The organism is Sphingobium sp. C100, assembly GCF_000508185.1.
GTDB lineage: Bacteria > Pseudomonadota > Alphaproteobacteria > Sphingomonadales > Sphingomonadaceae > Sphingobium.
Map to the genome: position 1 here is coordinate 18,973 of NZ_AYOY01000209.1, position 22,391 is coordinate 41,363.

Annotated in this window: 15 protein-coding genes; 2 read left to right on the top strand and 13 right to left on the bottom strand. The window is 61.8% G+C overall.

The window, feature by feature from the left end; translation table 11 throughout:
• Positions 1–573: 573 nt before the first annotated feature.
• Positions 574–1,584 (bottom strand): hypothetical protein, encoded by a 1,011-nt coding sequence (locus C100_RS48485; RefSeq protein ID WP_024022013.1) that lies wholly within the window; start codon positions 1,582–1,584, stop codon positions 574–576.
• Between the two features lie 270 nt (positions 1,585–1,854).
• Here C100_RS48485 and C100_RS46300 point away from each other — a divergent pair, with 270 nt between their 5' ends.
• Complete coding sequence (locus tag C100_RS46300) at positions 1,855–3,597, top strand: thiamine pyrophosphate-binding protein (RefSeq protein WP_084625539.1); 1,743 nt, start codon at positions 1,855–1,857, stop codon at positions 3,595–3,597.
• A gap of 160 nt (positions 3,598–3,757) precedes the next feature.
• The gene (locus tag C100_RS46305; RefSeq protein WP_235219156.1) at positions 3,758–5,524 is read left to right on the top strand and encodes a hypothetical protein; all 1,767 of its coding nucleotides are present in this window, start codon (positions 3,758–3,760) and stop codon (positions 5,522–5,524) included.
• A gap of 67 nt (positions 5,525–5,591) precedes the next feature.
• Here C100_RS46305 and C100_RS46310 read toward each other — a convergent pair whose 3' ends face one another.
• The 12 genes from C100_RS46310 to C100_RS46365 all read right to left on the bottom strand — a co-directional run bounded on the left by C100_RS46310 (position 5,592) and on the right by C100_RS46365 (position 22,379).
• Complete coding sequence (locus C100_RS46310) at positions 5,592–6,926, bottom strand: neutral/alkaline non-lysosomal ceramidase N-terminal domain-containing protein (RefSeq protein WP_024022016.1); 1,335 nt, start codon at positions 6,924–6,926, stop codon at positions 5,592–5,594.
• A gap of 34 nt (positions 6,927–6,960) precedes the next feature.
• Positions 6,961–8,385, bottom strand: a complete 1,425-nt coding sequence (locus C100_RS46315) for an MFS transporter (RefSeq protein WP_161633940.1) — start codon at positions 8,383–8,385, stop codon at positions 6,961–6,963.
• Positions 8,386–8,461: 76 nt separating this feature from the next.
• A complete protein-coding gene (locus C100_RS46320; RefSeq protein WP_024022018.1) occupies positions 8,462–9,298 on the bottom strand; it encodes a class III extradiol dioxygenase family protein in 837 nt (278 codons plus the stop codon).
• Positions 9,298–9,561 carry a protocatechuate 4,5-dioxygenase subunit alpha gene (locus C100_RS46325; protein WP_024022019.1) on the bottom strand — a complete coding sequence of 88 codons (264 nt, stop codon included), beginning with the start codon at positions 9,559–9,561 and terminating at the stop codon, positions 9,298–9,300. The genes C100_RS46320 and C100_RS46325 overlap by 1 nt, the downstream gene beginning before the upstream one ends.
• A 58-nt stretch (positions 9,562–9,619) precedes the next feature.
• Positions 9,620–12,481 (bottom strand): TonB-dependent receptor plug domain-containing protein, encoded by a 2,862-nt coding sequence (locus tag C100_RS46330; protein ID WP_024022020.1) that lies wholly within the window; start codon positions 12,479–12,481, stop codon positions 9,620–9,622.
• Between the two features lie 203 nt (positions 12,482–12,684).
• On the bottom strand, positions 12,685–13,986 hold the full coding sequence (locus C100_RS46335; RefSeq protein WP_024022021.1) for an MFS transporter: 1,302 nt from the start codon (positions 13,984–13,986) through the stop codon (positions 12,685–12,687).
• A gap of 193 nt (positions 13,987–14,179) precedes the next feature.
• A complete protein-coding gene (locus C100_RS46340) occupies positions 14,180–16,498 on the bottom strand; it encodes a TonB-dependent receptor (RefSeq protein WP_037531440.1) in 2,319 nt (772 codons plus the stop codon).
• Positions 16,499–16,639: 141 nt separating this feature from the next.
• Positions 16,640–17,536, bottom strand: a complete 897-nt coding sequence (locus C100_RS46345) for a phosphate ABC transporter substrate-binding protein (RefSeq protein WP_024022023.1) — start codon at positions 17,534–17,536, stop codon at positions 16,640–16,642.
• Positions 17,537–17,555: 19 nt separating this feature from the next.
• Complete coding sequence (locus C100_RS46350; RefSeq protein WP_024022024.1) at positions 17,556–19,100, bottom strand: acetolactate synthase large subunit; 1,545 nt, start codon at positions 19,098–19,100, stop codon at positions 17,556–17,558.
• Positions 19,101–19,105: 5 nt separating this feature from the next.
• Complete coding sequence (locus C100_RS46355; RefSeq protein WP_024022025.1) at positions 19,106–19,963, bottom strand: HpcH/HpaI aldolase family protein; 858 nt, start codon at positions 19,961–19,963, stop codon at positions 19,106–19,108.
• Positions 19,964–20,005: 42 nt separating this feature from the next.
• A complete protein-coding gene (locus tag C100_RS46360; protein WP_024022026.1) occupies positions 20,006–21,004 on the bottom strand; it encodes a protocatechuate 4,5-dioxygenase subunit beta in 999 nt (332 codons plus the stop codon).
• A gap of 82 nt (positions 21,005–21,086) precedes the next feature.
• Entirely contained in the window at positions 21,087–22,379 is a 1,293-nt protein-coding gene (locus C100_RS46365; protein WP_024022027.1) for an MFS transporter, read from the bottom strand.
• Positions 22,380–22,391: the final 12 nt, after the last annotated feature.

The following is a 22,391-nucleotide window of genomic DNA, read 5'->3' on the forward strand; positions in this document are numbered from 1 at the left end:
GCGTTTGAGTCGATTTGGAGTCTGAACGTGGCGACGCCTGTCCGGGGAAGGAAGAGGAATGCCGTTCCAGGCCCCAATCCTGTGCTTCCCGGTGGCCCCCGTCCAATCCGCGTGCCCCCACCGGGGCTCAATATCAGTCGGGCTGCATGATTCCGAAAACACGATGGAAAGGTCCGTCTAGCCCGCTCAACAATAGAGCGCCGCAGAATGATGCATATTTCCTGATAGATATATGCTTGAGCACGGCGGCGGGACGCGAGGCGTGTCGTTTTGTCGTGTTATCAGAATCGAAAAAGCACGGTGCCAGCCTCGGCGGCGAGGGGCCTGCAATTATTTGCCGGATGTCTTCGTTGAGCCATTCGCATATCTGCCCCCTGCCCCAAGGGCGCTTAGCGGAGCTGCGTCAAACTTGCGGCCCCGTCCCTCAGCCCGTTCGCTAATCTTGACGCCAGATTTTGCACAATCCGCCTTGGGTGATCGACGCGTGCTGATTCGACCAGCAAGGCTGGGCTCGGCGTGCATTGACCCTCGCTAGGTGCCGATCCTGCGCGCAAGGCATTCACGCCGAAATGCCTAAAGTGACTCCCCAGTGTCTCCGTCCGACCAAGGAAAAGGTGCATCATCGGACGATAGCGGATCATCGTGCATGCGGAGCATGATGTCCGAAGGAGCGGCGACGGGGATCGCATAGCTGCGATAGCTTGCCTGCCCAGTGCGTTCGATAAGCAGGCCGGCCTCGGTCGCGATCGTCAGCAACTTGATGGCGCCTGCAACGGTGAGGCCAAGTGCTTTTGCCACATTGCCGCTGGTGATGCGGGGGCGTGCCATGGCGAGGTACAGGACATCCTTGAGCCGTCCGGGACGCCGTCGGGCTTCGATAAACTGCGTCGCGCGTGCCGCGAAGGCGCGTAACCGAAGTTCAAGATCGAGCTGAAGCTGCGTGCCCTGTGTGATCGCAGCGAGCCAGAATTGCTCCAACGCCTCTCCATGCGCTCGTTGCCAGGGACGTTGAATGCGCTCCAGGCCCATGGCGATCAGTCCGCCGCTTGACCCGGTCCAACGGCCCGGACCCCAGCGGTCGCCAATCAGTACACTGGCGACCAAGTCGCCTCGTCCAAGCGGCGCGTGTACACGCCACAGCCGGGCCATATGCGCGCTGCCCAGCAGGGGAGGGGAGGGGAGGAACTGAGCGATATCGCTTTGCCACGCCTTAACGCGCGGCTGCATCTCCAGAGGGTCCGCATAAGGAAAAGCAGAGGCGTGCGTCGGCGGGACGCCCAGCCATTCCAGAACAGCAAGACTGTCTTGAATCAGCGCGTCCAGCGTTATGGGAGTATCGACCGTTTGTCGGCTGCGGCTCAGGTCGAAGGCCGTGGTGGAGACCGTACCTCGTCCATCGACACGGACATCCGCCTCTTGCAATGGCATATGATCCAGCCGCGCCAAAGCCTGCCGTTCGGCAATTTGCGCACGAACACGAAAAGCGGCGCGAACGGGACTGAGTTTGCGTCGCTCTTCGAGCCGCTCCAGGCTGGACTGGGCGGTCGCATAGGAAAGGAGTGTCTGATATACAGAATCGTCCATAAAGACGATTTAAACATATAATGACATTTATGTCCATATTGCCGTGGATTAGTGTGTACTATTAAACGATAATCGGCGTATAGAAAATATGCGTGGTGGCGCTCTTCCGTTCGATCTGCCCGGCTCCAGCATATCCCGACCATTCATTCGGCCGGCTTGCCCACGGGCACGCTAGCGGGCGGCAACAGCGAGCGGTCGATGCGTTCCATTGATCGCTGTCGTCTGATTTTCGATAGCCGAGGGCGGGATGCGCTCCTTATGGTCGAGGTAATGACCCAGTTTGGCTCCGCCCCTGACCTCGCAGCGCAAGCCCCTGCCTCCGTCGCGCCGAAAAATGGCGCGGAAGCTGCCGTCCGAATGCTCCAAGCGCATGGCGTGCGTCACATCTTCGGGCTGTGCGGGGACACAAGCCTGCCATTTTACGATGCTCTCGCCCGGCTCGATCACGGGATGGAGCATATCCTCGTGCGGGATGAGCGCAGTGCCGCCTATATGGCGGATGCCTATGCGCGGGTCACCGGCAGGGTCGGGGTATGTGAGGGGCCAAGCGGGGGAGGGGCGACCTATATCTTACCGGGCGTCATTGAGGCGAATGAATCCTCGGTCGCGCTGCTCGCCATCACCTCCGACGTGCCGGTAACAGCGCGCGGGCGCTATCCGCTGACCGAACTTGACCAGCGCGCACTGTTCGCGCCGCTTACCAAATGGAATGCGGTGGCGGATCATGTTGAACAGATCCCGCATCTTTTCCGCACCGCCTTTCGTGCGGCCACCACGGGGCGGCCGGGCGCGGCGCATATTGGCCTACCCCATGATCTGCAAAAGCAGCAGGTTGCGATGCCGGACATCTGGGCCGATCCACGCCATGCCTTCTTTCCTGCCTATCGTACTGGTCCAGACCCGGATCTGGTCAATGCCGCAGCGGACGTGATCCTGGGGGCCGGACGGCCTGCCTTTGTCTGCGGTGGGGGCGTCATCCTTTCCGGTGCATCGCAGCCATTGATTGAACTCGCCGAACTGCTTGATGCTCCCGTCGCATCGACAGTCAGCGGTCAGGGGGTGATCGGCGACGATCATCCGCTCGCCGTGGGAGTTGTCGGCGCCAATGGCGGCACCGATGAAACGCGGGAGGCTATTGCGGGCGCGGATTTGGTGATCTTTGTGGGGTGCCGTGCCGGATCGACCACCACCGAACATGGCACTGTACCCGCCTGCCATATGCCGATCGTCCATATCGACATCGACCCGATGGTCGTGGCGGGCAATTATCGCGTGGAAGCAGGTATCGTCGGCGATGCGCTGCTTTGTCTGTCGGCGCTGCGGATCGAAATTGAGCGACGGCTTGCCGGCGCACGAAGGCATAGCGGCGCGGCTGAACGACTGGCCATGCTCAAGACCGCAAAGCTGGCAGCCTTTGACCGGCTGGCGCTCTCGACCGAACTGCCGATCCGGCCCGAGCGTGTGCTGGCGGCACTTCAGGCGGCACTTCCAGAAGACGCGATCATCGTTGCCGATCCAGGCACGCCCTGTCCTTATTTCGCGGGCCATTTCCGGTTCAATATCACCGGTCGCCGGCTCATCACCAACCGTGCACATGGGGCGCTTGGCTTCTCGCTTCCCGCATCGGTCGGCGCACAGATCGGTGCGCCTGACCGCAAGGTGGTGGCGGTGATGGGAGACGGCAGCTTCGGTTTCGCGGTCGGGGAACTGGAAACGATCGTGCGCAAGGGGCTGCCCATCACCTTGATCGTCTTTTCCAACGCCTCCTTCGGCTGGATCAAGGCGAGCCAGAAGGACGGCTATGGTGAACGCTATTACTCGGTCGACTTCAACCGGACCGACCATGCACGCATCGCAGAGGCTTACGGCATCAAAGCCTGGACGGTAGCCGACCCGCTCGAACTCGAGGGTGTCGTGCGGCAGGCAGTGGCGCATCAGGGGCCGACCCTGATCGATGTGATTGCGCAGCCACTGGAACAGTCGGCCGTGCCAGTCAGCAAATGGATGGGATGATGAGGGCGATCGCCAGCAGAAGCGATCCGGGTCAAAAGCCGCATTTTTTCGGAGCAGGATAATGAATCGTAGAAATTTCATAGGGTTATCCATGGGCGCCTTAGCGGCCGGCGCAGCGCGGGCGACTGATGTTCCGCTGGGGCGCAAGGGGGTGATGCTGATGAATCGCATTGCGCCCTCTATCTCCAAGTTGATGATCGCCAACCTGGATGGCAGCAACGAACGCAATCTGCTGGCCGACACCATGTTCGAATATAATGGTTCGCTTACGCCCGACGGCCAGTGGCTGCTTTTCACGTCGGAACGGCGCGGAGATGGTCAGTCTGACATCTTCCGGGCACGCCCCGACGGCACAGGAATTGCACCGATCATCACGACCGACAGCTTGGACGATGCCGCCATGCTGTCCCCCGATGGGCGTACGCTCGCCTTCGTCTCTACGCGCGACGGTTATCGGGCCAATATCTGGCTACAGGACCTGTTCACCGGCCGCACCCGGCAGTTGACCGGCGTGGGCGATGTGCATGGCGAGGATCTCTATCCTGATTGCTATTTCCGGCCGGCCTGGTCGCCGGATGGTAAATGGCTGGCTTTTTCCAGTGATCGCAACACGCGATGGACCGGGCATGACAAGGGCCATGGCTGGGAACATACGCAGGAACTGTCCATCTACATCATCCGCCCCGACGGCACCGGCTTCCGCAAGGTCGCGTCGAAGCCCGGCTATTGCCTCGGCTCACCCAAATGGTCGCCGGACGGCAAGCGGATCGTCTTTTACGAAATGACGGTGGAGGCGACCTGGGGCGCCCGCCGGCCCAATTATGTCGGCAAAACGCCGTCGCAGATCATATCGATTGATGTCGCTACGGGCGAACGGGTGGAACATAGCAGCGGGGTAGACCTGAAGCTGCAACCCCAATTCCTCAGCAAGAGCGAGATCGGCTATCTGGTCAAATATGGCCCGAATGAAGGGTTGGCCTACACGTCCGACCGGCCTGCGCAAAAACAGAGCTTCATCCGTTCGCCGAGTTGGACGCCCGATGGCAAGTCGGTCATCTACGAAAAAGTGTCTTTCAAGCCGATCCGGCCGCTCTATAAGCCGCTCTTCAGTTGGGACAAGGACTATGACTATCGTCATGTCGACGTCTTCCCGCTGCTTTCGCGCGACGGCTGGATCGTCTTCACCGAAAAGCAGCTTGGCAACAGCTCAGTCTGGATCATGCGCCCCGATGGTTCGGAAAAGCGCAAGATATTTGAATCGAGCGGGCGCGGATTGGATGAAAGAAAGGTGCAGATGGGCCTGGCTGGCGCATTCCAGCCCTGCTGGTCGCCCGATGGTGAATGGATCGCCTTTGGCCTGGGCTATTGGTTCAATGAGCGCAGCACGATGACGGCGGCGCTCTGGCGCGTGCGTCGCGACGGCACCGGCGCTGAGCAACTGACCGACGGCTCGCTCCATTCCGGCTTCCCCAGTTATTCGGCCGACGGCAAGGAAATCGTTTTCCGCGTGTGGAGCGAAAGTGAGAAGGGGCTACGCGTCCTCAATCTCGACACGCGCAAGACCCGCGTGTTGACCACCGGACTCGACAATCTTCCCGGCTGGTCCCCGGACGGCAAGCGCATCGTCTTCACCCGCAAGCGCGAGGACGGGAATTTCGACATCTATACGATCAAGCCGGATGGTTCTGGCCTGTTCCGCTGCACGGACCATCCCTCCAGTGACGGCCATGCGGTCTGGTCGCCTGACGGACGGATCATGTGGAGTGGCTCACAACATGGCTTCCGCGATGAAGCTGCCCTCTACGACCAGACGTTCCAGCAATATGGCCAGATCTACGTCATGAATGCCGACGGATCTGACAAACGGCTGCTGACCGACAGCAAGTGGGAGGATTCCATGCCGCTATATCTGTTCGACGCCACATAGGGCAGGGGGGCTCGCGCGGGATATATGGCCCCGGAGCGAACCGGGGCCATTTCTGCGCGAAGGGGTACTATTGCCCGTCCAGCTGTGTCATCATGTCGCGGACACCGTTCAGATAGCCTTGTTCAGCGCAGCCTTTCTTCGCGGTCGTGGCTGTCGCTTCATAGCTGTCATAACCATAGGCGGCGTCGTCGACCACAAAGCGCAACGGTCCGAACGTCAATGCGACGATCCATGTCTGGGTAAGCGGCGATCTGCGGTGCAGCTTCTCGCCCAGCGCCGGCGTGATATTTGCGTCGGTCTGCACCAAGGCCAGGTCGCCGATGCGGATCACGCCCATTTCCAGCTTCACCGGCTCCGTGTCCCGGTCCTTAAAGTTGCACGCAGGCAGCTTTGAATCTGCCGTATAGGCGCAGCGGTCTGGCAGGTTGAAGGGGCTGGTCGCCTTGCCCGGACAGACCAGCGCCTTTGCAGCGCCGCCGATCACGATGCCGTCACTCCGCATCGCAAGGTCGCGACTGACCGCCAGCGCTTCCTCCGCCAGAATCGTGCCATAGCTTTGCATGAGCTGTCGGGCATGGTCGGCTCGCTGCGGCTCTGGCGTATCCTCCGCGCGATAAAGCGGAACACCCGCTGCGCCAATCGTGAACAGCGCTGGCGCGCCGCCGCTACGCTCCTCGATCAGGCGCGCCGCGACGCCCGGTACGTCACCGCTGATGGCCGATTTCATGGCCATGGCGATCACCGGTTCGAAGGCGTAGTTCAACAGATAGGCGATCGGCCTGCCGTCCAATGTTTCGAATTTGACCACGCCCAGGCTGTGATCGATGGGCTCGGTTCCCGTGCGATCGACATCCGAGATATAGCGCCCATGGGCCGGCGACCACATGTTGCGATTGCCAACCAGATGTGCCGTTCCTTTGCCCACGCCCAGCTTGGCGGGTTGCATCTGCGCCAGGGCCTGATGGACAGCGGCCAAAGCGGCCTTCGTCACCTGCGCGACATATTCGGGCGATCCGGGCAGGATGATGCCAACCGCATTGGGATCCACCCGGATGACATTGTGTGTATGGGTAGTGCCCAGCAATATGCGTTCGCGTGGCACCTTCGCCTCTGCGGCCACGCGCGCGATGATGTCCTGCGCGACCGGCGCGCTGATCGTGGGCACGTCCGCGATGATCAATATGGCCCTACTGCCCTCGCTCTCAATCGACACCGCCCGCAGGAAGACGCGCGAGTCGATCGTCGTGAACGGGGCGGGGAGGTGATCGAGCGGCGGCGTGATGTCGATTCGGGCCGCTCCCACCCTCAACGGCGTGGAGGCTTGGGCCTGCGCCGGCGGCGCGGCCGTCGCCATGGCCAAGCTCGCCAGGCCGAGCAGCGTAGCCTGCAACATGTCCTTCATTCTCTTTCTTCTCCCTTTCATTGCATCCTTCCGTTCATTGGGCGCTCCGCGCTGTCATGCCATGCCCGGCGTCGGGCGAGAGACGGATGAACCAGAGGAGCGAGAGCAGCGAAAGCGCGCCGATCAGCATGAAGGACCATCCGACGGCCGGGCCATCGGGCGCCGTCAGCCCCCTTGCCGTCACGAACAGGTAGACGCTGGCCGCCGCCATTGCGGTCGAGACTGATTGCATCAACTGCTGCACCATCGCCGATGTCGTCGTTGCCCGGCCCATCTGGTCATCGCGCATGTCTGCAAAGGCGAGGCCGGATGTGCTCGTAAATTGCAGGGCGCGGAAAAATCCACCCACACCCAGCGCCAGCATCACCAGCGCGTGCGGGGTGGCGGGCGAGAAAAGCCCATAGGTCATGAAGATAGCGCAGGTAATCGCGCCATTGACGATCAGCACAGGGCGGAAACCGAAATGATGAAGGATCGGCGGCGCCACGGTCTTCATCAGCAACGATCCGACCGCCGTCACAAAGGTCAGCAGGCCCGTCTGTAGCGCAGAAAGGCCAAAGGCCAGCTGGAACATCATCGCCAGAAGGAAAGGGGTCGCGCCGGGGATCAGCCGGAAAAAGGCGCCGCCGACCACCGCCGCCCGAAAGCTCGCGACCCTGAACAGCGAAAGGTCGATGATCGCGTCGGTGCGGCGCCGGGCATGACGCCAATAGAGCAACAGGGCGACCACCGTCGTCGCGAGGCAGCCGGCGAGCCGGGCAGGGGGCACTTCATCCTGCATCACGCTGTCGAGCGCATAGATGAGAGAAGCCATGGCGCTTCCCATCATCAGGCTGCCACGCCAGTCTATGGGCGTCACGCTTTGCCGCGGTATGTCGGGCACGAAGGCGCGGACCAGTATCAGGGCCACTGCGGCGACGGGCAAGTTCAGAAAGAAAATCCAGTGCCAGCTCATTAAGGTGACGACCGCGCCGCCCAGCAATGGCCCTGCCAGCGGACCGAACTGCGAAGGCATGGTAAGCGCCGACAGAGCGCCGACCAGCTCATGCCTTGGGGTGCTGCGCAACAGGATCAGCCGTCCGACCGGTGCAACCATCGCGCCGGCACAACCCTGCACCAGGCGTGCAGCGATCAATTGCGTCAATGTCTGTGCCAGGCCGCAGGCGGCTGAGGACGTGGCGAAAATGAGGATCGCTGCCATCAGGACGCGCTTGGCGCCGAAGTGGTCCGCGAGCCATCCCGAGACGGGGAGGAAAACGACCATCGCCAGCAGATAGGCGGTTATGACGATGCTGAGCCGCAACGGTGCGACGCCCATCTCACGGGCCATGGCGGGGAGCGCGGTCATCACCGAACTGGCGCTCAGGCTCGCCATCAGCAGGGCGGTTCCGACGATCGATGGAATGACCCACCCCCGCACCAATCGCCCCCGCCGATCATCCTGTGTGCTCCCGTCCATCCCAGGCTCCGGATCCTGGTCCGTGGCGCCGCCGCCCTGGCGGGTCATGACCGGGCAGCGGCGGCAGCGCCGAACTTCATTCCGCCGCCGGCGCGATCAGCATCATGGCGCCGCCGGTATGGGAAATGGGCGCATGATAAACGCTGTTGATGACGTTCACCGGCCCTTCGACCGCGCCGCGCATCGCCAGCCAGGTCATGAGTTCCAGCCCCTGCGCACCTGCCAGGTCGACGATCTCGTCATTGCTATAGCGGGTCAGCGCGATCGGATCATGCTCTATCCTGTCCATGGTCAGCCGGTCGAAAGGTTCGTTGATCTTCCCGAAGACGCCCAATTCATGCGACAGGCCGCCGCTGCCCACGATCAGCACGCGGCTGTCCCCCGCGAAAGAGGCGACAGCCTTCCCGATCGCCTGTCCCAACTTGTAGCAGCGCAGCGCGGTGGGGAGGGGCGGCTGCACCGCGTTGATGACGACCGGAATGGTCGTCACCGGCACGTCATGATCTGGAAAGAGCAGGTCTAGTGCGGTGATGCCGGCATGATCGAACAGCATTTCGCGGCACACGCTCATGTCGAACTCATCGGCGACCAGCGACTGGATGATGTGCCAGGACAATTCGGGCGCGCCGCGAAAGCGCCGGGGCTCGGGTTGCCCCCAACCTTCGTCGGCATTGTCATAATGGTGCGCCGCTCCGATCGCGAAGGTCGGCATGTTATCGAGCGCGAAATTGAGGCCATGATCGTTGTAGAGGACGATCGCAACGTCGGGCCGCATTTTGCGCAACCATTCATGCACGGGCACATAGGCTTCGAAAAAGGGCGCGAAGGGCACGTCCTTCTGCTTGGCCGCGGCGATTGTCCGCCCGATCATCGGCACGTGCGACGTGCCAAGCCCACCCACGATCCGGGCCATTAAATTTCCTCCACTTTCTTCACTCGGTCCAGTTTGGCCAGGAAATACATGTTGCCGCCCAATTCGAAGAGGCGCGGCTTGTCGCGCGCAACCACCGCCGCGATCTCCTCCTCGCCCAGCCCATAGCGCGCGCAATAGCCGCGTTCGTCGCTTGCGAAGGCTACCCTGTTTTCGGCGCGATTGAGACTATGACACATCTTGTTGAGCGCATAACCGCCAAGGGCTGCGTCCAGGTTGAATTTGCCAGGTTGGGGCTTGGTCATGGGAATTTCTACTCGTCGCAAGAGGGCGGAGGATGCGGGCGCACCCTCCGCCTGGAGGTCACATCTTCAACTTAACGCCTGCGGTCCAGTAGCGACCGCGCGGATCATCGCCGACCGCATAGCCGTCACGCAGGCCCGCGCGCGTGCCATTGCCAGTGAATGCGCCGATCGGCGGTTCGGCGTCGAACAGGTTCTGGACGTTCACATAAAATTGCGCGTCGCCCCAACGCGATTTGACGTCCCACGCAATGTTGACGCTGGTCGTCGCAAAGGCGTCCAGATGATTGCTTCCGGGCGCCCAGACGCCTTCGTTGGAAATCTTCATCGCGTTGCGCCAGCGTTCCATGATGTCGATCGACACATTGTCTGTCGGCTTGAAGCGCAGGAAGCCGGTCAGGCGCACCGTCGGCGTCGCTGCAAAGCCGATCGGCCCAAAGGCGGCGCCGGCCTGATCGCGGCTTGCGACATTGGGCTGCCGGAACCAGAGATGCGGCTGATAGGCGCCCAGCAGGCGCAGGTTGAACGGCCGCCCGAACAGATGGTCGTTATAGTTGATCTCCAGATCCGCGCCCCAGGTCTTGATCTCGGAGATATTGAACAGGCCGTTATAGACTGCGGTCCAGGCATTGGTCGCTGACGTGTCGGTGAAGCTGCCCGGTCGCCGTTGCAGGTCGCAGTAGGGCGATGTGCCGCCGCTGGTGTAACAGGCCGCCTGAAACGCGACGTCGCCGCCATTGACCGCCAGGATCGCGTCGCTGACCTCGATCTGGTAGCCATCGAGTGCCAGGCTGAGCTTGGGAACGGGTTTCCACACCACGCCGCCGGTCAGGGTCTTGCCGATTTCCGCTTTCAGTTCAGGATTGCCGCCGTTGATGGAGGGGATCGTCGGGCTTTCGCCGGTCAGCAGATCGGTGCCCACGACATTGACGATGAAGCGTTCGGCGAACAGTTCATAGAGGGTGGGCGCGCGGATGTCGCGGGACCATGTGCCGCGGAAACGCAGATTGTCGGTCAGATGCCAGTCGCCGCCCAGCTTCCACGTTACATAATCGCCGCTGGTATTATAGCGGGTGAAGCGCACCGCACCATTGAGGTTGAGCGACTTGGCGATGAAAGAATCCTTGAGCAGCGGAATATCGACTTCCCCTGCCACTTCCCAGACCGTCTGGCTGACCTTGTCCTGTGCGGGAAGGGTCAGATAATATTGGGTCTGGTTGGCGCTGCAATTGTACCGCAGCCCGGTGCAGTCGACCAGATCGTCTGACGTCGCGTCGGACTCTGCTTCGAACGATATTTTGCGCCACTCGGCGGATAGCGCGACGTTGAGCGGCCCGGCCCAGGTGTCGAAGGGCGATCCGGCAACATGACCCGAAATATCGTCCATGACTGTCACCGCGTTATAATGGGTCGTGCCATATATATAATCGAGCGATGCGGCGCCGGCGGCGGTCGGCCCGAACGGGTTCAATGGCACGCAGTCGCCATAAGCGGCGGGATTGGCGAGTGAGGCCTGGCAGACAATCTGTCCCGTCGCCGGACTGATGACGGCGTCCAGCGCAGCGGCGAGATGCTGCTGGTTCAAGTTGTTTTCGACCGTGGTCTTCAGCTTCGCGCGGCCATGGACATAATCCACCCCCCAATCGAACGACCCCAGCTTGCCGGCCAACCCGGCGGTGGCCACCCATTGATCGGAATTGGAGATCGCATGTTGCCGCCGGTCCTCGCCTTCGCTGAAGGTGTTGCGGTAACGGAAGGTGCTGCCTCCGGCCGACAAAGCGGACTGGATTTCGGATGATAGAAAGGGGTTGTCGCTGGTCAGCGTTACATTGTTCAGCCGCACATATTCGGCATAGTTTTCGTTGCGCTTGAACGTGCCGGCGAACTGGACATAGGCGCGCACAGTGTCGGAGACATCATAATCGAGCCGTGCGAACAATTGGTGCGATCGCAACGGCTGGAGCAACGAGGAATCCCAGCTGCCGCCGTCACCGCCCACCTGTAATGCCGACGTGCCTGTCGATGTGCCGTTGACGAAGGGACTGAGCACGCCATTGCTCTTGAAGACCTGACCCGCAAGCGGACCGGTGGTGATGATGCCGCCGGCGGGATAATCTTTCTGCCGCAAGTTGCTGTAGAGTTGGAACGGATTTGATTCCGTACCCGCGCCAGCGACGCCAACCAGGTTCATCCATTGGCGGTCGGACCGGCGCAGGATGCCCGATCCGTCATGATATTGGTAGCTGGCCTCGACATGCGCGCGATCGCCCAGTTCCGTGCCCCACGCGATGCCTGCGTCGATCTGCCGCGCGTCGCCATATTCGGAAATGCCTGAACTCGCTTCCAGCTTCAGGCCATTGAAATTGCGATTGAGGATATAGTTGACGACGCCCGACACGGCGTCGGAACCATAGACTGCCGACACGCCACCTGTTACCACATCGACGCGCTGGACCAGCATTTGCGGCACCAGATCGACGTCGACCGCGCCGTTGAACAGCGTCGGCGGGATGCGCAGGCCATCCATCAGCACCAGGGTGCGGGTAATGCCCATGTTGCGCAGGTTGAGCTGGTTGGCTGAACCATTGCCGCCCGATGCGCTGCCTCCCGTGCTGGGATTGCTGCCCGCGCCGCGCGATCCGGCGAAGACGGGCAGCACGTTGAGCGCATCTGCCAGGTTTGCGCCCGGCTGGGTGGACAGAAGGTCGCTCGTCTGGATAACCGTCACGGGGGAGGGGCTGCTGTCGCCATTTTTGACGACGCGCGATCCAGTGACGACGATGTCGGCAATGCTTGGAGCGGATGCCTCGTTGGCGGGGGGGCGAGGCTTTTGGGGCGCGCTATCCTGTGCCTGGGCTATGCCGCTCAGCGACAGTAGCGAAGACCCTGCCAGCAGGGCCAGATGGTGACGTGACAATTTCATATCCCCTCCGTGAAAATGACGCCGATGCCAATCTCTTGCTGCATTCGGCGGCTGGTCTGATGTGCCGGCGTAACTCTGGACGCTTCGGGCAGCGCCATTCTATGCCTTGGTTGGTTTGGTAAGGCTCATTGGATTGCTGCGGCCAGCGATAGGCTTCGGTGCAGGATCGGTGATTTTCGGTCGGATATGCGCGCTGGCCTGGGTCAGTCCTGCGCCTCGATGACCTTGGGCGACCATTTGGGGCGCATCAGGATCACGTTGGCCGCGGCCCCCAGCACAAGGAAGAGGACGATGACTTGCATGGGCAGGTCGTAGCTGCCGCTGATGTGCAGCAGCCATCCCGACAGGCTTGCGGCAAGGCCCCCCGACAATCCCGCCGCGACATGCTGCACCCCCACCACCATGCCGATCGCTGGTCGCGGGATCAGCGTGACCTTGGACAGGGCGAGATTGTTTGCGCTGGCCAGGCCCAGGCAGGAGAGCGAGAAGATATTCCAGAACAACGCCATTTCCAGGCTGCTGCTATAGGCGCCCAGCAGGACGGTCGTGGCCCCCGCGAAGCCCGCTACCACGAATATCTTGCGCGTGACGACCGGGTCGCCGCCGCGTTCGATGATGCGATCGGCCGCCCAGCCCGCGATCACCGCGACGATCGCGATGCCCGCGAAGCTGAAGAAGGTGTAGGCGCCCGACTGGGTGAGCGAAAGCCCGCGGCTTTCCACCAGATAGGCCGGCATCCAGGTCATGCAGTAGAAGGTGAAATAGCCGTAGCAGAAATTGACGATCATGCCGCCCCACACGACCGGCGAGGTGATGATGTTACGGAACGGTACGGTAGCGGCTCTGCGCATGACCGCGGCCATTTCTTCTTTCCTGGGAAAATCATTGCGCACGAACAGGGTCCAGGGCACGAGCCAGATGAGGCCGAGCAGGCCGGTGATGACGAACATCGCGCGCCAGTCATAGGCGATGATCAACCATGCGGCGACGGGCGCGCCGACGGCGGTGCCGACCTTGTTGCCCATGGCGAACAGGCCGATCGCCGTTCCGGTGTGCCGTTCGGGTACATTGTGGCGGATCCAGCGATAGCTGGCGGGCATTACCACGGCCTCGGTCGCGCCCACGATGAGCCGCATGACAAACAACCCGACGAACGCCGTCATCAATCCAGCGGCGGCCGTCGCGAAACACCATAGGGCAAAGCAGATGGCATAGGGTGTCTTCACGCCATAACGATCGACGATCCATCCCATCGGGATCTGGGCGCAGGCATAGGCCCAGAAGAAAGCGGAACCCACCAGACCGCGATTGACATCGGACATATGGAAGTGCGCGATGAAATCCTTGTTGGCGATGGCGGAAGAAATGCTCGCGCGATCGGCATAGGCGATCAGCACGCCGACACTCAGCAGCAGCAATATGTTCCAGTGAGCCGTCCCCTGCCGCTTGTCCGGGATCGCTGTCCCGGACTTTTCGGGCGCGACGCCGTCGATGCTGCTGCTCATGCGATCCCTCCTTATGCGATCCTTTGGGACCGGCAGTTATGATTATTGGGGCATGGTCGGGCGTCATGCGGGGATTGACCAGTCAATCTGATGTTCCGGTCGATCATTTTTCCGTTCGCGCATCGCAAAACGGACAATACCCGTCGTCCCTTGGGACGACGGGTACATCAGCATTGCCTCTGTAATATTGGGATCAGTAATCGAACCCGACGGTCACGCCATAAGTGCGCGGCGCGCCGCTATAGCCGTTATCGCCACTGTTGGTGGCGCTGATCTGGCTACGATAGAAGGCGTCGGTCAGGTTTTTGCCCCATAGCCGGACATAGAATGCGTCGCCCGGTTCCTTCCAGGTGAGGGACGCATCCACGGTGTTGTAGCTTGCCTGCTTCACCCGTTCGTCGGCGGTCGCCACGAAGCCGTCATTATAATAATAGTTACCGGCCAGCGTGAAGGTGCCTGCGCTCGTCGGGATATCCAGGCTGCCGCCCAGGCTGAAGGTGATTTCCGGCGTGTTCTGCAGTCGGTTGCCCGACGCGTCGCCACGCAGCAGGCAATTGCCGCCAAGCTGTGCCGTTGGTGCGCCAAATGTACCCAGACAGGCGGTATTGGCGACTGTCTGGCCGGTCTGGCTATCGACATAGCTATAATCGGACGGGGAGAATTCGGCCGCGACGGGGTAGGGGACGGAGATGATCGCGTCGGTAAATTCATTATACCGCGCATGGGTCCAGTTGAAGCCGCCGAACAGGCGCAGATTATCGGTGACCTGGAAGGTCAGATCCGCGTCGACGCCATAGATTTTGGCGCCCTTGCGCGCATTATAGACATTGTTGACGCCGGCAATGACCTGGATGACCTGCACGGCCGACTGGTCGTAATAATAGCCCGCGACGTTCAGGCGCACCTTACGGTCGAACAGGTCGGTCTTGGTGCCGATTTCATAGGCATCGACGACCTCTGGCTCCAGCACATTGAAGGGCGTGGCGATCTGCGGGACAAAGGTGCCGCTGCGAAACCCGCGATTATAGCTCGCATAAGCCATGACTTCGGGCGAAAACCGGTGATCGATCGACACGCGCCAGGTCAGCTTGTCGAAATTGCGCTTCTGCGGCCCATAGTCGGTCGTGGTCGTAACACCGCTATTGCCGTTATAGGTGATGCGCGTCGCGTCGATGTCGCGCTTGTCATAGGTATAGCGGATACCGGCGGTGATCTTCGTGCCGCCATCCAGCTGATAGGTGCCGTCCGCGAAACCGGCGATCGATTCCAGGCCGATATCGGTGAAATCGTCTGAATAGCCATTGTCGCCAAAGGTCGTCAGGCCCGTCGTGCGCCCCGGATATTGTCCCGCGCTGCTCTTCATGTAAAAGCCGCCGACCACCCAATTGAACGGACCGTCATTGTCGGAAATCAGGTCGATTTCCTGGGTGAATTGCTTGTCGCGATTTTGATTGTCGATGCGCAGGCGGGGCAGCACGGTTCCGTCGGGATCAAAATAGGTGCGCAGGCTGGTCTTGCGATAGGCCGTGATGCTGCGCAAATTCATCCCACCCAGTTCCTGGTCGATGGTCAGGCCGACGCCCTTCTGCCGCCCGCGCAATGTCGGGTCGAAGTCGGAATAGATGTCGCGCTGCGGGTCGCCGCCTAGCGATTTGATGACCTCGGGCACAACCTGGCCCGCGCTGTTGCGGCTGAAGGTGACAAAAGCGGGGTCCGCCGCCTCGCGGCCGAAATAGTCGCCCGACAGCAGGATCGACGTGGTGTCGCCTGGTTCCCACAATAGTTTGGCGCGCATTGAATAGGTGCGGTCGGTCTGGATATCGTTGCCGGTAAAGACATTCTGGCCATAACCGTCGCCGCGATTTTCATATTGGCCTGACAGGCTGAAGGCGAGAGTAGGCGCCAGTCCGCCGGACACGAAGGCGGCGGCGCTGGCCGTATCATAATTGCCATAGCCGAACCGGGCCGACGCGGTATAGTCGTAGCTGGGTTTGTTGGTCGTGATCTGGATGAGGCCGCCGGTCGCGTTACGGCCGAACAGGGTTCCTTGCGGTCCCTTGAGCACAGCGACTTGCTCGACGTCGAACAGCGACTGGAGCGCGCCGATCGCCGATCCATAATAGACGCCATCGACATAAACCGCGACCGGGTTCTCGATGCCCGCGCCCTGGCCGGTAGCGCCGACGCCGCGGATGCGCGGCAGGCCAAAGCCGCCTGCGGCCGTGGTCACATTGAGCGCGGGAACTGCCGCGCGCAGATCTTCGGTGCTGGTGACGCCCGATGCGGCAATGTCCTGGCTGCTCAAAGCCGTGATCGCGACCGCGACATTCTGCGCATTTTCAGCGCGCTTCTGCGCCGTCACGATGATTTCCGACACGCCGTCGGCCGGAGCCGCACCGCTTGTCTGCGCGGCAGGCGGCTGCGTGGGCTGGGCAAAAGCCGGCGTTGCCGCCAGTGCGCAAACCGATAGGCCGCCCATCAAGGTGGCTATTGAAAACTTGTAGCGACGCACAATGTGTCCTCCCCATGTTGCGCTTTTTATCGCAAACCCATTGAACGAGTTTGTGCGCGATAATTAGGAGATAAGATATTCACGCGCTTATAAGAAAGCGGGCGGGAGACTATCAATTCCCGCCCGCGTGCGAGCCTGATATTACCCCAGCGTTCCCGTGACCTCATCGAAGAGTTCATCGACCGACAATTTGCGCGGGATGATTTTCTGTTCGAACGCCCATTCGATGGCGAGCTGGAGTCCTTTGCGATTGGCCTCGACGCCCAGCGGTGGGAAGGGGTCGGGCACGCCACCCTCGGTCAGCGCGCGACTGTCCGCGATCATGCGGTAGATTTCGCGCACCACGTCGGGTCGGTTCTTCGCAATGTCCTGATGGACGACGAAGACATGGTTGATCGGAACGACACCCTCGCGGGCGAACCAGTCCCTAGCCGCATTATAGGGGTCTGGGACCAGCCGCTCGACCCGCGGATCCTTGGGCAGATCGACGCCCTGAAGCGTGGCAGCCAATTCGCCGTCCAGCATCATCTGGCCGATGTTCGATCCCTTGGGCAGGCGAACGCAATTGGCCGGATCGCTATATTCTTCCAGATGCCCTTCACCCACCGTCATCCAGGTGACCTTGTCGAGATCGACCCCATATTCATGCTGCAATATACCGCGCACCCAAAGCCCAGTAGTCTGGGCATAGGTGCGCACGCCGACCCTGCGGCCTTCAATGTCCTTGGGGTCGATGTGGCCAAGATCGCGGTTGAAACCCGCGCAATGATGCTGGAACCGGCCAGAAACCGGCGCGGGCAGCATCACATAGGGTTTGCCATAGCATTTCGCCTGCAAATAGGTGACGATCGCGAGTTCGCCTGCATCATATATGTCGCGGCGGATCATGTCCTTGAACCCGTTCTGCGCCGGTTCCGGCCCGCAGCAATCGAGCATCACGATGTCGGAGGTGACACGGCCGTCGCGGATCGCCCTCGTCACCGGATATTCGGCCAGATTGGTGCGCAATGTCAGCACGTCGTCGGCGGTGGTCGCCATGTCCTCTTACCCCTTGTTCTTACAGTCTGACTTCGATCAGCGACGGCCCCGGCTCGCGCGCGGAATTCTGCATCGCCCTGGTGAAATCCTCGGCCGTCTCCACCGCTTGCGCGGGAACGCCCATGCTTTTGGCCATTGCCAGCCAGTCGATGCGGGGCCGGTCGATGTCGATCATCGACAGCGCCCGCTCGCCTGGTTGGCCTGCGCCCATATTGGCATACTCGGCCTTCAGGATGGCGTAGCTGTTGTTGGCGTAGATGATGGTGGTGATGTTCAGCCCTTCGCGGGCCTGCGTCCACAGCGACTGGATCGTGTACATGGCGCTGCCGTCGCCGACCGTGCAAAACACGCGCCGATCGGGGCAGGCGAGCGCCGCGCCGGTGGCGACGGGTGTGCCATAGCCGATCGAGCCGCCCATGTTGTTGATCAGGTCATGGGGAAGCGCGCCCATCGTATGGCCCATGGATTCACGCCCGGTGGTGAGTGATTCATCCACCAGGATGGCGTTTTCGGGCAACGCCACGGCCAGTGCATGGGCAATGGTCAGCGGAGTGAGCGCGCCGATGGGTGACGGCGTGTCGATGCGCTGCTGCACGATCGGCTGGTTCGTGCTCGCCCCCAACGCGTCGAGCAGCATTGCGAACGCCGCTTCGCTATCCTCATGCTCCTCAACCAGCGGATGGACGATCGTGCCTTCGCGTTTCATCAGGCTGGGTCGGTCGGGATAGGCGAAGAACGCCACCGGCTCGCGCGTTTCGACCGTGATGATATGCTTGAAGCCGTCCAGAAAGGCCATCGCCTGCGGCACCGCATAGGGAATGCGCTCGATCGGCGTGCGGCCGGCGCCGCGCTCGATCCGGGCGGTGAAGAATTGCGATCCCAGCCGCGCGCCGGTAGCGGCGGCTACCCTCCCTGCAAGCTCCAGGGCGCGGCCGCGCGTGGCCTTGTTGCCCAGGATGATGAGCGCTGGCTCGCCGGATTTAAGGATCTGCGCGATATGGTCGATCCGCGCCGGCGCGGGGGCAGGGCGGCTTGGGCTAATCCTGGGCAGGGTCACGCCCCCCTGCGCCTGCTGCCAACTCGTGTCGCCCGGCAGGATCAGCGTCGCGATCTTGCCGGGATGCTCCGACGCGGTGGCGACTGCCTGCGCCGCGTCCCAGGCGATGGTTGACGCGCTGTCGGCGCGGCGCACCCAATGGCTCAGTGGCCGGGCCAGTCCCTCGATGTCCGACTGGAGCGGCGGATCGTAGCGCAGATGCGCCATCGAATGTTCGCCGATGATGTTGACCATCCCCGACGATGCGCGCTTGGCATTGTGGATGTTGGACAGGCCGTTGGCTAGACCCGGCCCCAGGTGGAGCAGGGTGGAGGCAGGCCTGTCCTTCATCCTGTACCAGCCATCGGCTGCGCCTGTCGCTATCCCCTCGAACAGGCAGAGCACGCTTTTCATTCGGGGATTTTCCAGCGCCGCCAGAAAATGCATTTCCGACGTGCCGGGATTGGCGAAACAAATATCGACCCCCTGGTCGACCAGCGTCTCGACGAGGCTTTCCGCGCCGTTCATCGCCCTCAATATCCCGCCAGTTCGCGGCCCTGGCCGACCACGCCATAGCTGCGGGTGGGGGCGGACATCAGGAAACGATAGCCTTCGTCGATCAGTCGCTCGACATTCTTCGCATTGGTGTGCGGGTTACCGACGACGACCTTGTGCTTATGGCATGTCTCGACGATCTTGCGCATCGCATCCAGCACCTCTGGATGCTCATATTGGCGGGCATAACCCAGCGCTTGGCTGAGGTCGCCCTCGCCGATCAGGCAGAAGCCGATGCCCGGCACATCGGCCAGTATGTCGTCCAGATTGTCGATCGCTTCGGGGCTTTCGATCATCAGTCCGACCAGTAATTCGCCATGCGGGGCGAGCGGCCAGACATCGGCCTTGGCATAATAATCCGGCTGGGACAGGCCCCAGTAGCGCGCTGCCGTCGCCGGGCCATCGCCCCGCACGCCCTTGGGCTCATAGAGCGCCGCGCCGGTCGGCTTTGCATAGCGGCACGAGGCGACCGCGTTCCACGCCTGCTCCACCGTAGCGACATGGGGCGTGATGACGCCATAGACGCCCCGGTCCAGCACCTGCTTGGCCTGGAACTGGTTCATCTCCACGCCATTTGCGGGGATACGCGCCAGCGGCGTCACCGACGGGGCGACCGATCCTGTCTCGGCGATCGTCTTGCGATTGAGCATATATTGCAGCGCATCGCCCAGCCCGGCCACATCATAGGGGTTATGCTCCATTTCGAAGACGATGCCGTCATAGGGGGCATCGGTCAGTTCTTGCGCCGTCAGCTTGTCGACCTTGGAAAAGCAGGTGAAGGCGGGCTTGCCGGCTTCGAAAGCGCGGATGACGCCGTTGAGGCGCGTATCGGTCATGAATAGCGTTCCGTTCTTGATGAAAGGGGGGCAGCGCGCCGCTCAGGCGGGCGCGTTCCAGTACATGAAACCCATGCCTTCGCCGGTGCCTGCCGGCGTGCGCCAGCAGGGGACATAATCGACCAGCGTCATTTCCGCACCGGTCTGCTGGAGCGCCATCATGACGATCGAGTAGATCTTCACCTCCGACGTGCCGGACTGGTAATAGCCGTCGGGGATCGCGGTGAGGCCCTCATAGTCATAGGCGGCAAGCTTCCCCATGACGTCGCGGTCGAATTCCTCGTCATTGACGAAGTGCGACAGGCCGCCGCTCGCGATCACCGCAACGCGGATATCCTGCGGCCATGCTTCGATGGCGTCGCGCAGCACGCGGCCAAATTCGACACAGCGCGCCATCGACGGCTGGGTCGGCGGATAGAAGAGGTTGAAGAGCACCGGCACATGGGGCGGCACATCGTCGCCCATGATCTGGTGATAGATGAAGCTGTAGGCGTGCGGCACGACCGGATAGTCGGCCTTGCGGCCCTGATTCTTCTCCATCCAGACATTTTCGGGCCATGCCATCAGGTCATTGAGGTCGAACCCCTGCTTCTGGAATGTCTTGATGAGATAGGTGGCAAGGTCGGGATGGGCCTGATGAACGACATGATGGTCGGGGGCGTAAACCGCGCGCTGGGGCGGGCCGTTATGCACCTCCTGCCCGCTATAGATTGTGATGGAGGGCGACTGGTCGGGCCAGATTTCCTTCTGATCCTTGCCCAGGATGATCGCGACATCAATATTGGCGGCCTTGTAGGCCTGCGCCATTTCATCCAGCGCGGTCCGACAGCGCGCGGCGCGGGCGGTGCGTTCCTCGATGGTCAGAAATGGTTCGAACGCCGCGCCGCGATGCGCTTCCAGTTCGGGATAGGTCCAGGTCCGGTTCTGGAACCAGAGTTCGGGATTGTTGCGGTCCCGATCCCCGTTGTTCAGCCAGTCCTCCGGCTTCTGCCCCAGCATCCCGCTGTGCGGCACGGCCATTCCGAAAACAATCTTCGCCATATCATCCTCTGTTCGTTCGTGCGGTGCAGGCTATGCGCCGCCCGATAGCCGGGCCAATCCAAAGCATGGCCGGGGCGATTGCTTATTCCGAAACCTTGGGTGCCCATTCGGGCCGCAGCAGGATCCAGGTTGCAGCGGCGCCGATGATCAGGAAAACGAAAATCACCAGCATCGGCAGGTCATAGCCCCCGCTCACATGCAGCAGCCATCCCGACAGGCTTGCCGCGACGCCGCCGGCCAGGCTGGTCGCGACCTGCTGGACACCCGTGACCAGGCCGATGGCAGGCTTGGGGATCAGCGTCAGGCGACACAGCGCCAGATTATTGGCGGTGGCAAGGCCGAGGAAAGAGAGCGAGAAGACGTTCCAGAACAGCGCCATGTCCAGGCTCGGCGCATAGGCGCCCAACAGCACCGTGCAGGCGCCGATGAATCCGGCGATGACGAACGCCTTGCGCACGAAGACCGGATCGCCACCCCGTTCGATCAGCTTGTCCGCCGCCCAGCCCGCGACCACTGCGACGATGGCGATGCCCGCGAAGCTGAAGAAAGTGTAGAGGCCCGACTGCTTCAGCGACAGGCCGCGCTCTTCCACCAGATAGGCCGGCATCCAGCTCATGCAGTAGAAGGTGAAATAGCCGTAGCAGAAATTGACGATCATCGCGCCCCAGACCAGCGGGCTTTTCATGATGCTGGCGAAGCTTACCGATGACGCCTTGCGCCGGGCGGTAGCGCGCTCGTCCGCGCTGGGCCAGTCGTTGCGCACCGTCAGTATCCAGGGGATCAGCCAGATGAAGCCAACCGCGCCGGTCAGGATGAACATGGTGCGCCAGTCATAATTGACGATCAGCCAGGCGGCCACCGGAGCGCCGATGGCGGGCCCGAACTTGTTGCCCATGGCGAAAACGCCGACGGCAGTGCCATTCTGCCGCTCACTGAAATTGTTGCGGATCCAGCGATAGCTGGCCGGCATCACGACCGCTTCGGCCGCGCCGATGAGCAGGCGCATCAGCAGCAGCGTGGCAAAGGCATCGACCAAACCGATCGCCGCAGTCGCCACGCACCAAAGGACGAAGCAGATGGTGTAGGGCGTCTTCACGCCATAACGGTCCACGACCCAGCCGATCGGGATCTGGACCAGGCCATAGGACCAGAAAAAAGCGGAATTGAGCCAACCGCGGTCCAGGTCGGACAAATTGAAATGAGCGATAAAGGGCGGGTCCGCCAGGGCCGATGAGATGCTGGTGCGGTCGACGAACGCGATCAGCACGCCGGTCGCAAGCAGGAACAGCACCAGCCAACGTCCGCCGGGAGAGAGTTCTGGCACGCGGGCTGGCGGCTCGGCCGCCGCTTCCTTCGATAATGGTGTCGATGCCATGAAACCCTCTCC

What these genes read in the sequence shown, in the direction of transcription:
- C100_RS48485 (WP_024022013.1), bottom strand. Translation starts at nt 1,584, where the DNA reads ATGGACGATTCTGTATATCAGACACTCCTTTCCTATGCGACCGCCCAG.
- C100_RS46300 (WP_084625539.1), top strand. Translation starts at nt 1,855, where the DNA reads ATGACCCAGTTTGGCTCCGCCCCTGACCTCGCAGCGCAAGCCCCTGCC.
- C100_RS46305 (WP_235219156.1), top strand. Translation starts at nt 3,758, where the DNA reads ATGAATCGCATTGCGCCCTCTATCTCCAAGTTGATGATCGCCAACCTG.
- C100_RS46310 (WP_024022016.1), bottom strand. Translation starts at nt 6,926, where the DNA reads ATGAAGGACATGTTGCAGGCTACGCTGCTCGGCCTGGCGAGCTTGGCC.
- C100_RS46315 (WP_161633940.1), bottom strand. Translation starts at nt 8,385, where the DNA reads ATGGACGGGAGCACACAGGATGATCGGCGGGGGCGATTGGTGCGGGGG.
- C100_RS46320 (WP_024022018.1), bottom strand. Translation starts at nt 9,298, where the DNA reads ATGGCCCGGATCGTGGGTGGGCTTGGCACGTCGCACGTGCCGATGATC.
- C100_RS46325 (WP_024022019.1), bottom strand. Translation starts at nt 9,561, where the DNA reads ATGACCAAGCCCCAACCTGGCAAATTCAACCTGGACGCAGCCCTTGGC.
- C100_RS46330 (WP_024022020.1), bottom strand. Translation starts at nt 12,481, where the DNA reads ATGAAATTGTCACGTCACCATCTGGCCCTGCTGGCAGGGTCTTCGCTA.
- C100_RS46335 (WP_024022021.1), bottom strand. Translation starts at nt 13,986, where the DNA reads ATGAGCAGCAGCATCGACGGCGTCGCGCCCGAAAAGTCCGGGACAGCG.
- C100_RS46345 (WP_024022023.1), bottom strand. Translation starts at nt 17,536, where the DNA reads ATGGCGACCACCGCCGACGACGTGCTGACATTGCGCACCAATCTGGCC.
- C100_RS46350 (WP_024022024.1), bottom strand. Translation starts at nt 19,100, where the DNA reads ATGAACGGCGCGGAAAGCCTCGTCGAGACGCTGGTCGACCAGGGGGTC.
- C100_RS46355 (WP_024022025.1), bottom strand. Translation starts at nt 19,963, where the DNA reads ATGACCGATACGCGCCTCAACGGCGTCATCCGCGCTTTCGAAGCCGGC.
- C100_RS46360 (WP_024022026.1), bottom strand. Translation starts at nt 21,004, where the DNA reads ATGGCGAAGATTGTTTTCGGAATGGCCGTGCCGCACAGCGGGATGCTG.
- C100_RS46365 (WP_024022027.1), bottom strand. Translation starts at nt 22,379, where the DNA reads ATGGCATCGACACCATTATCGAAGGAAGCGGCGGCCGAGCCGCCAGCC.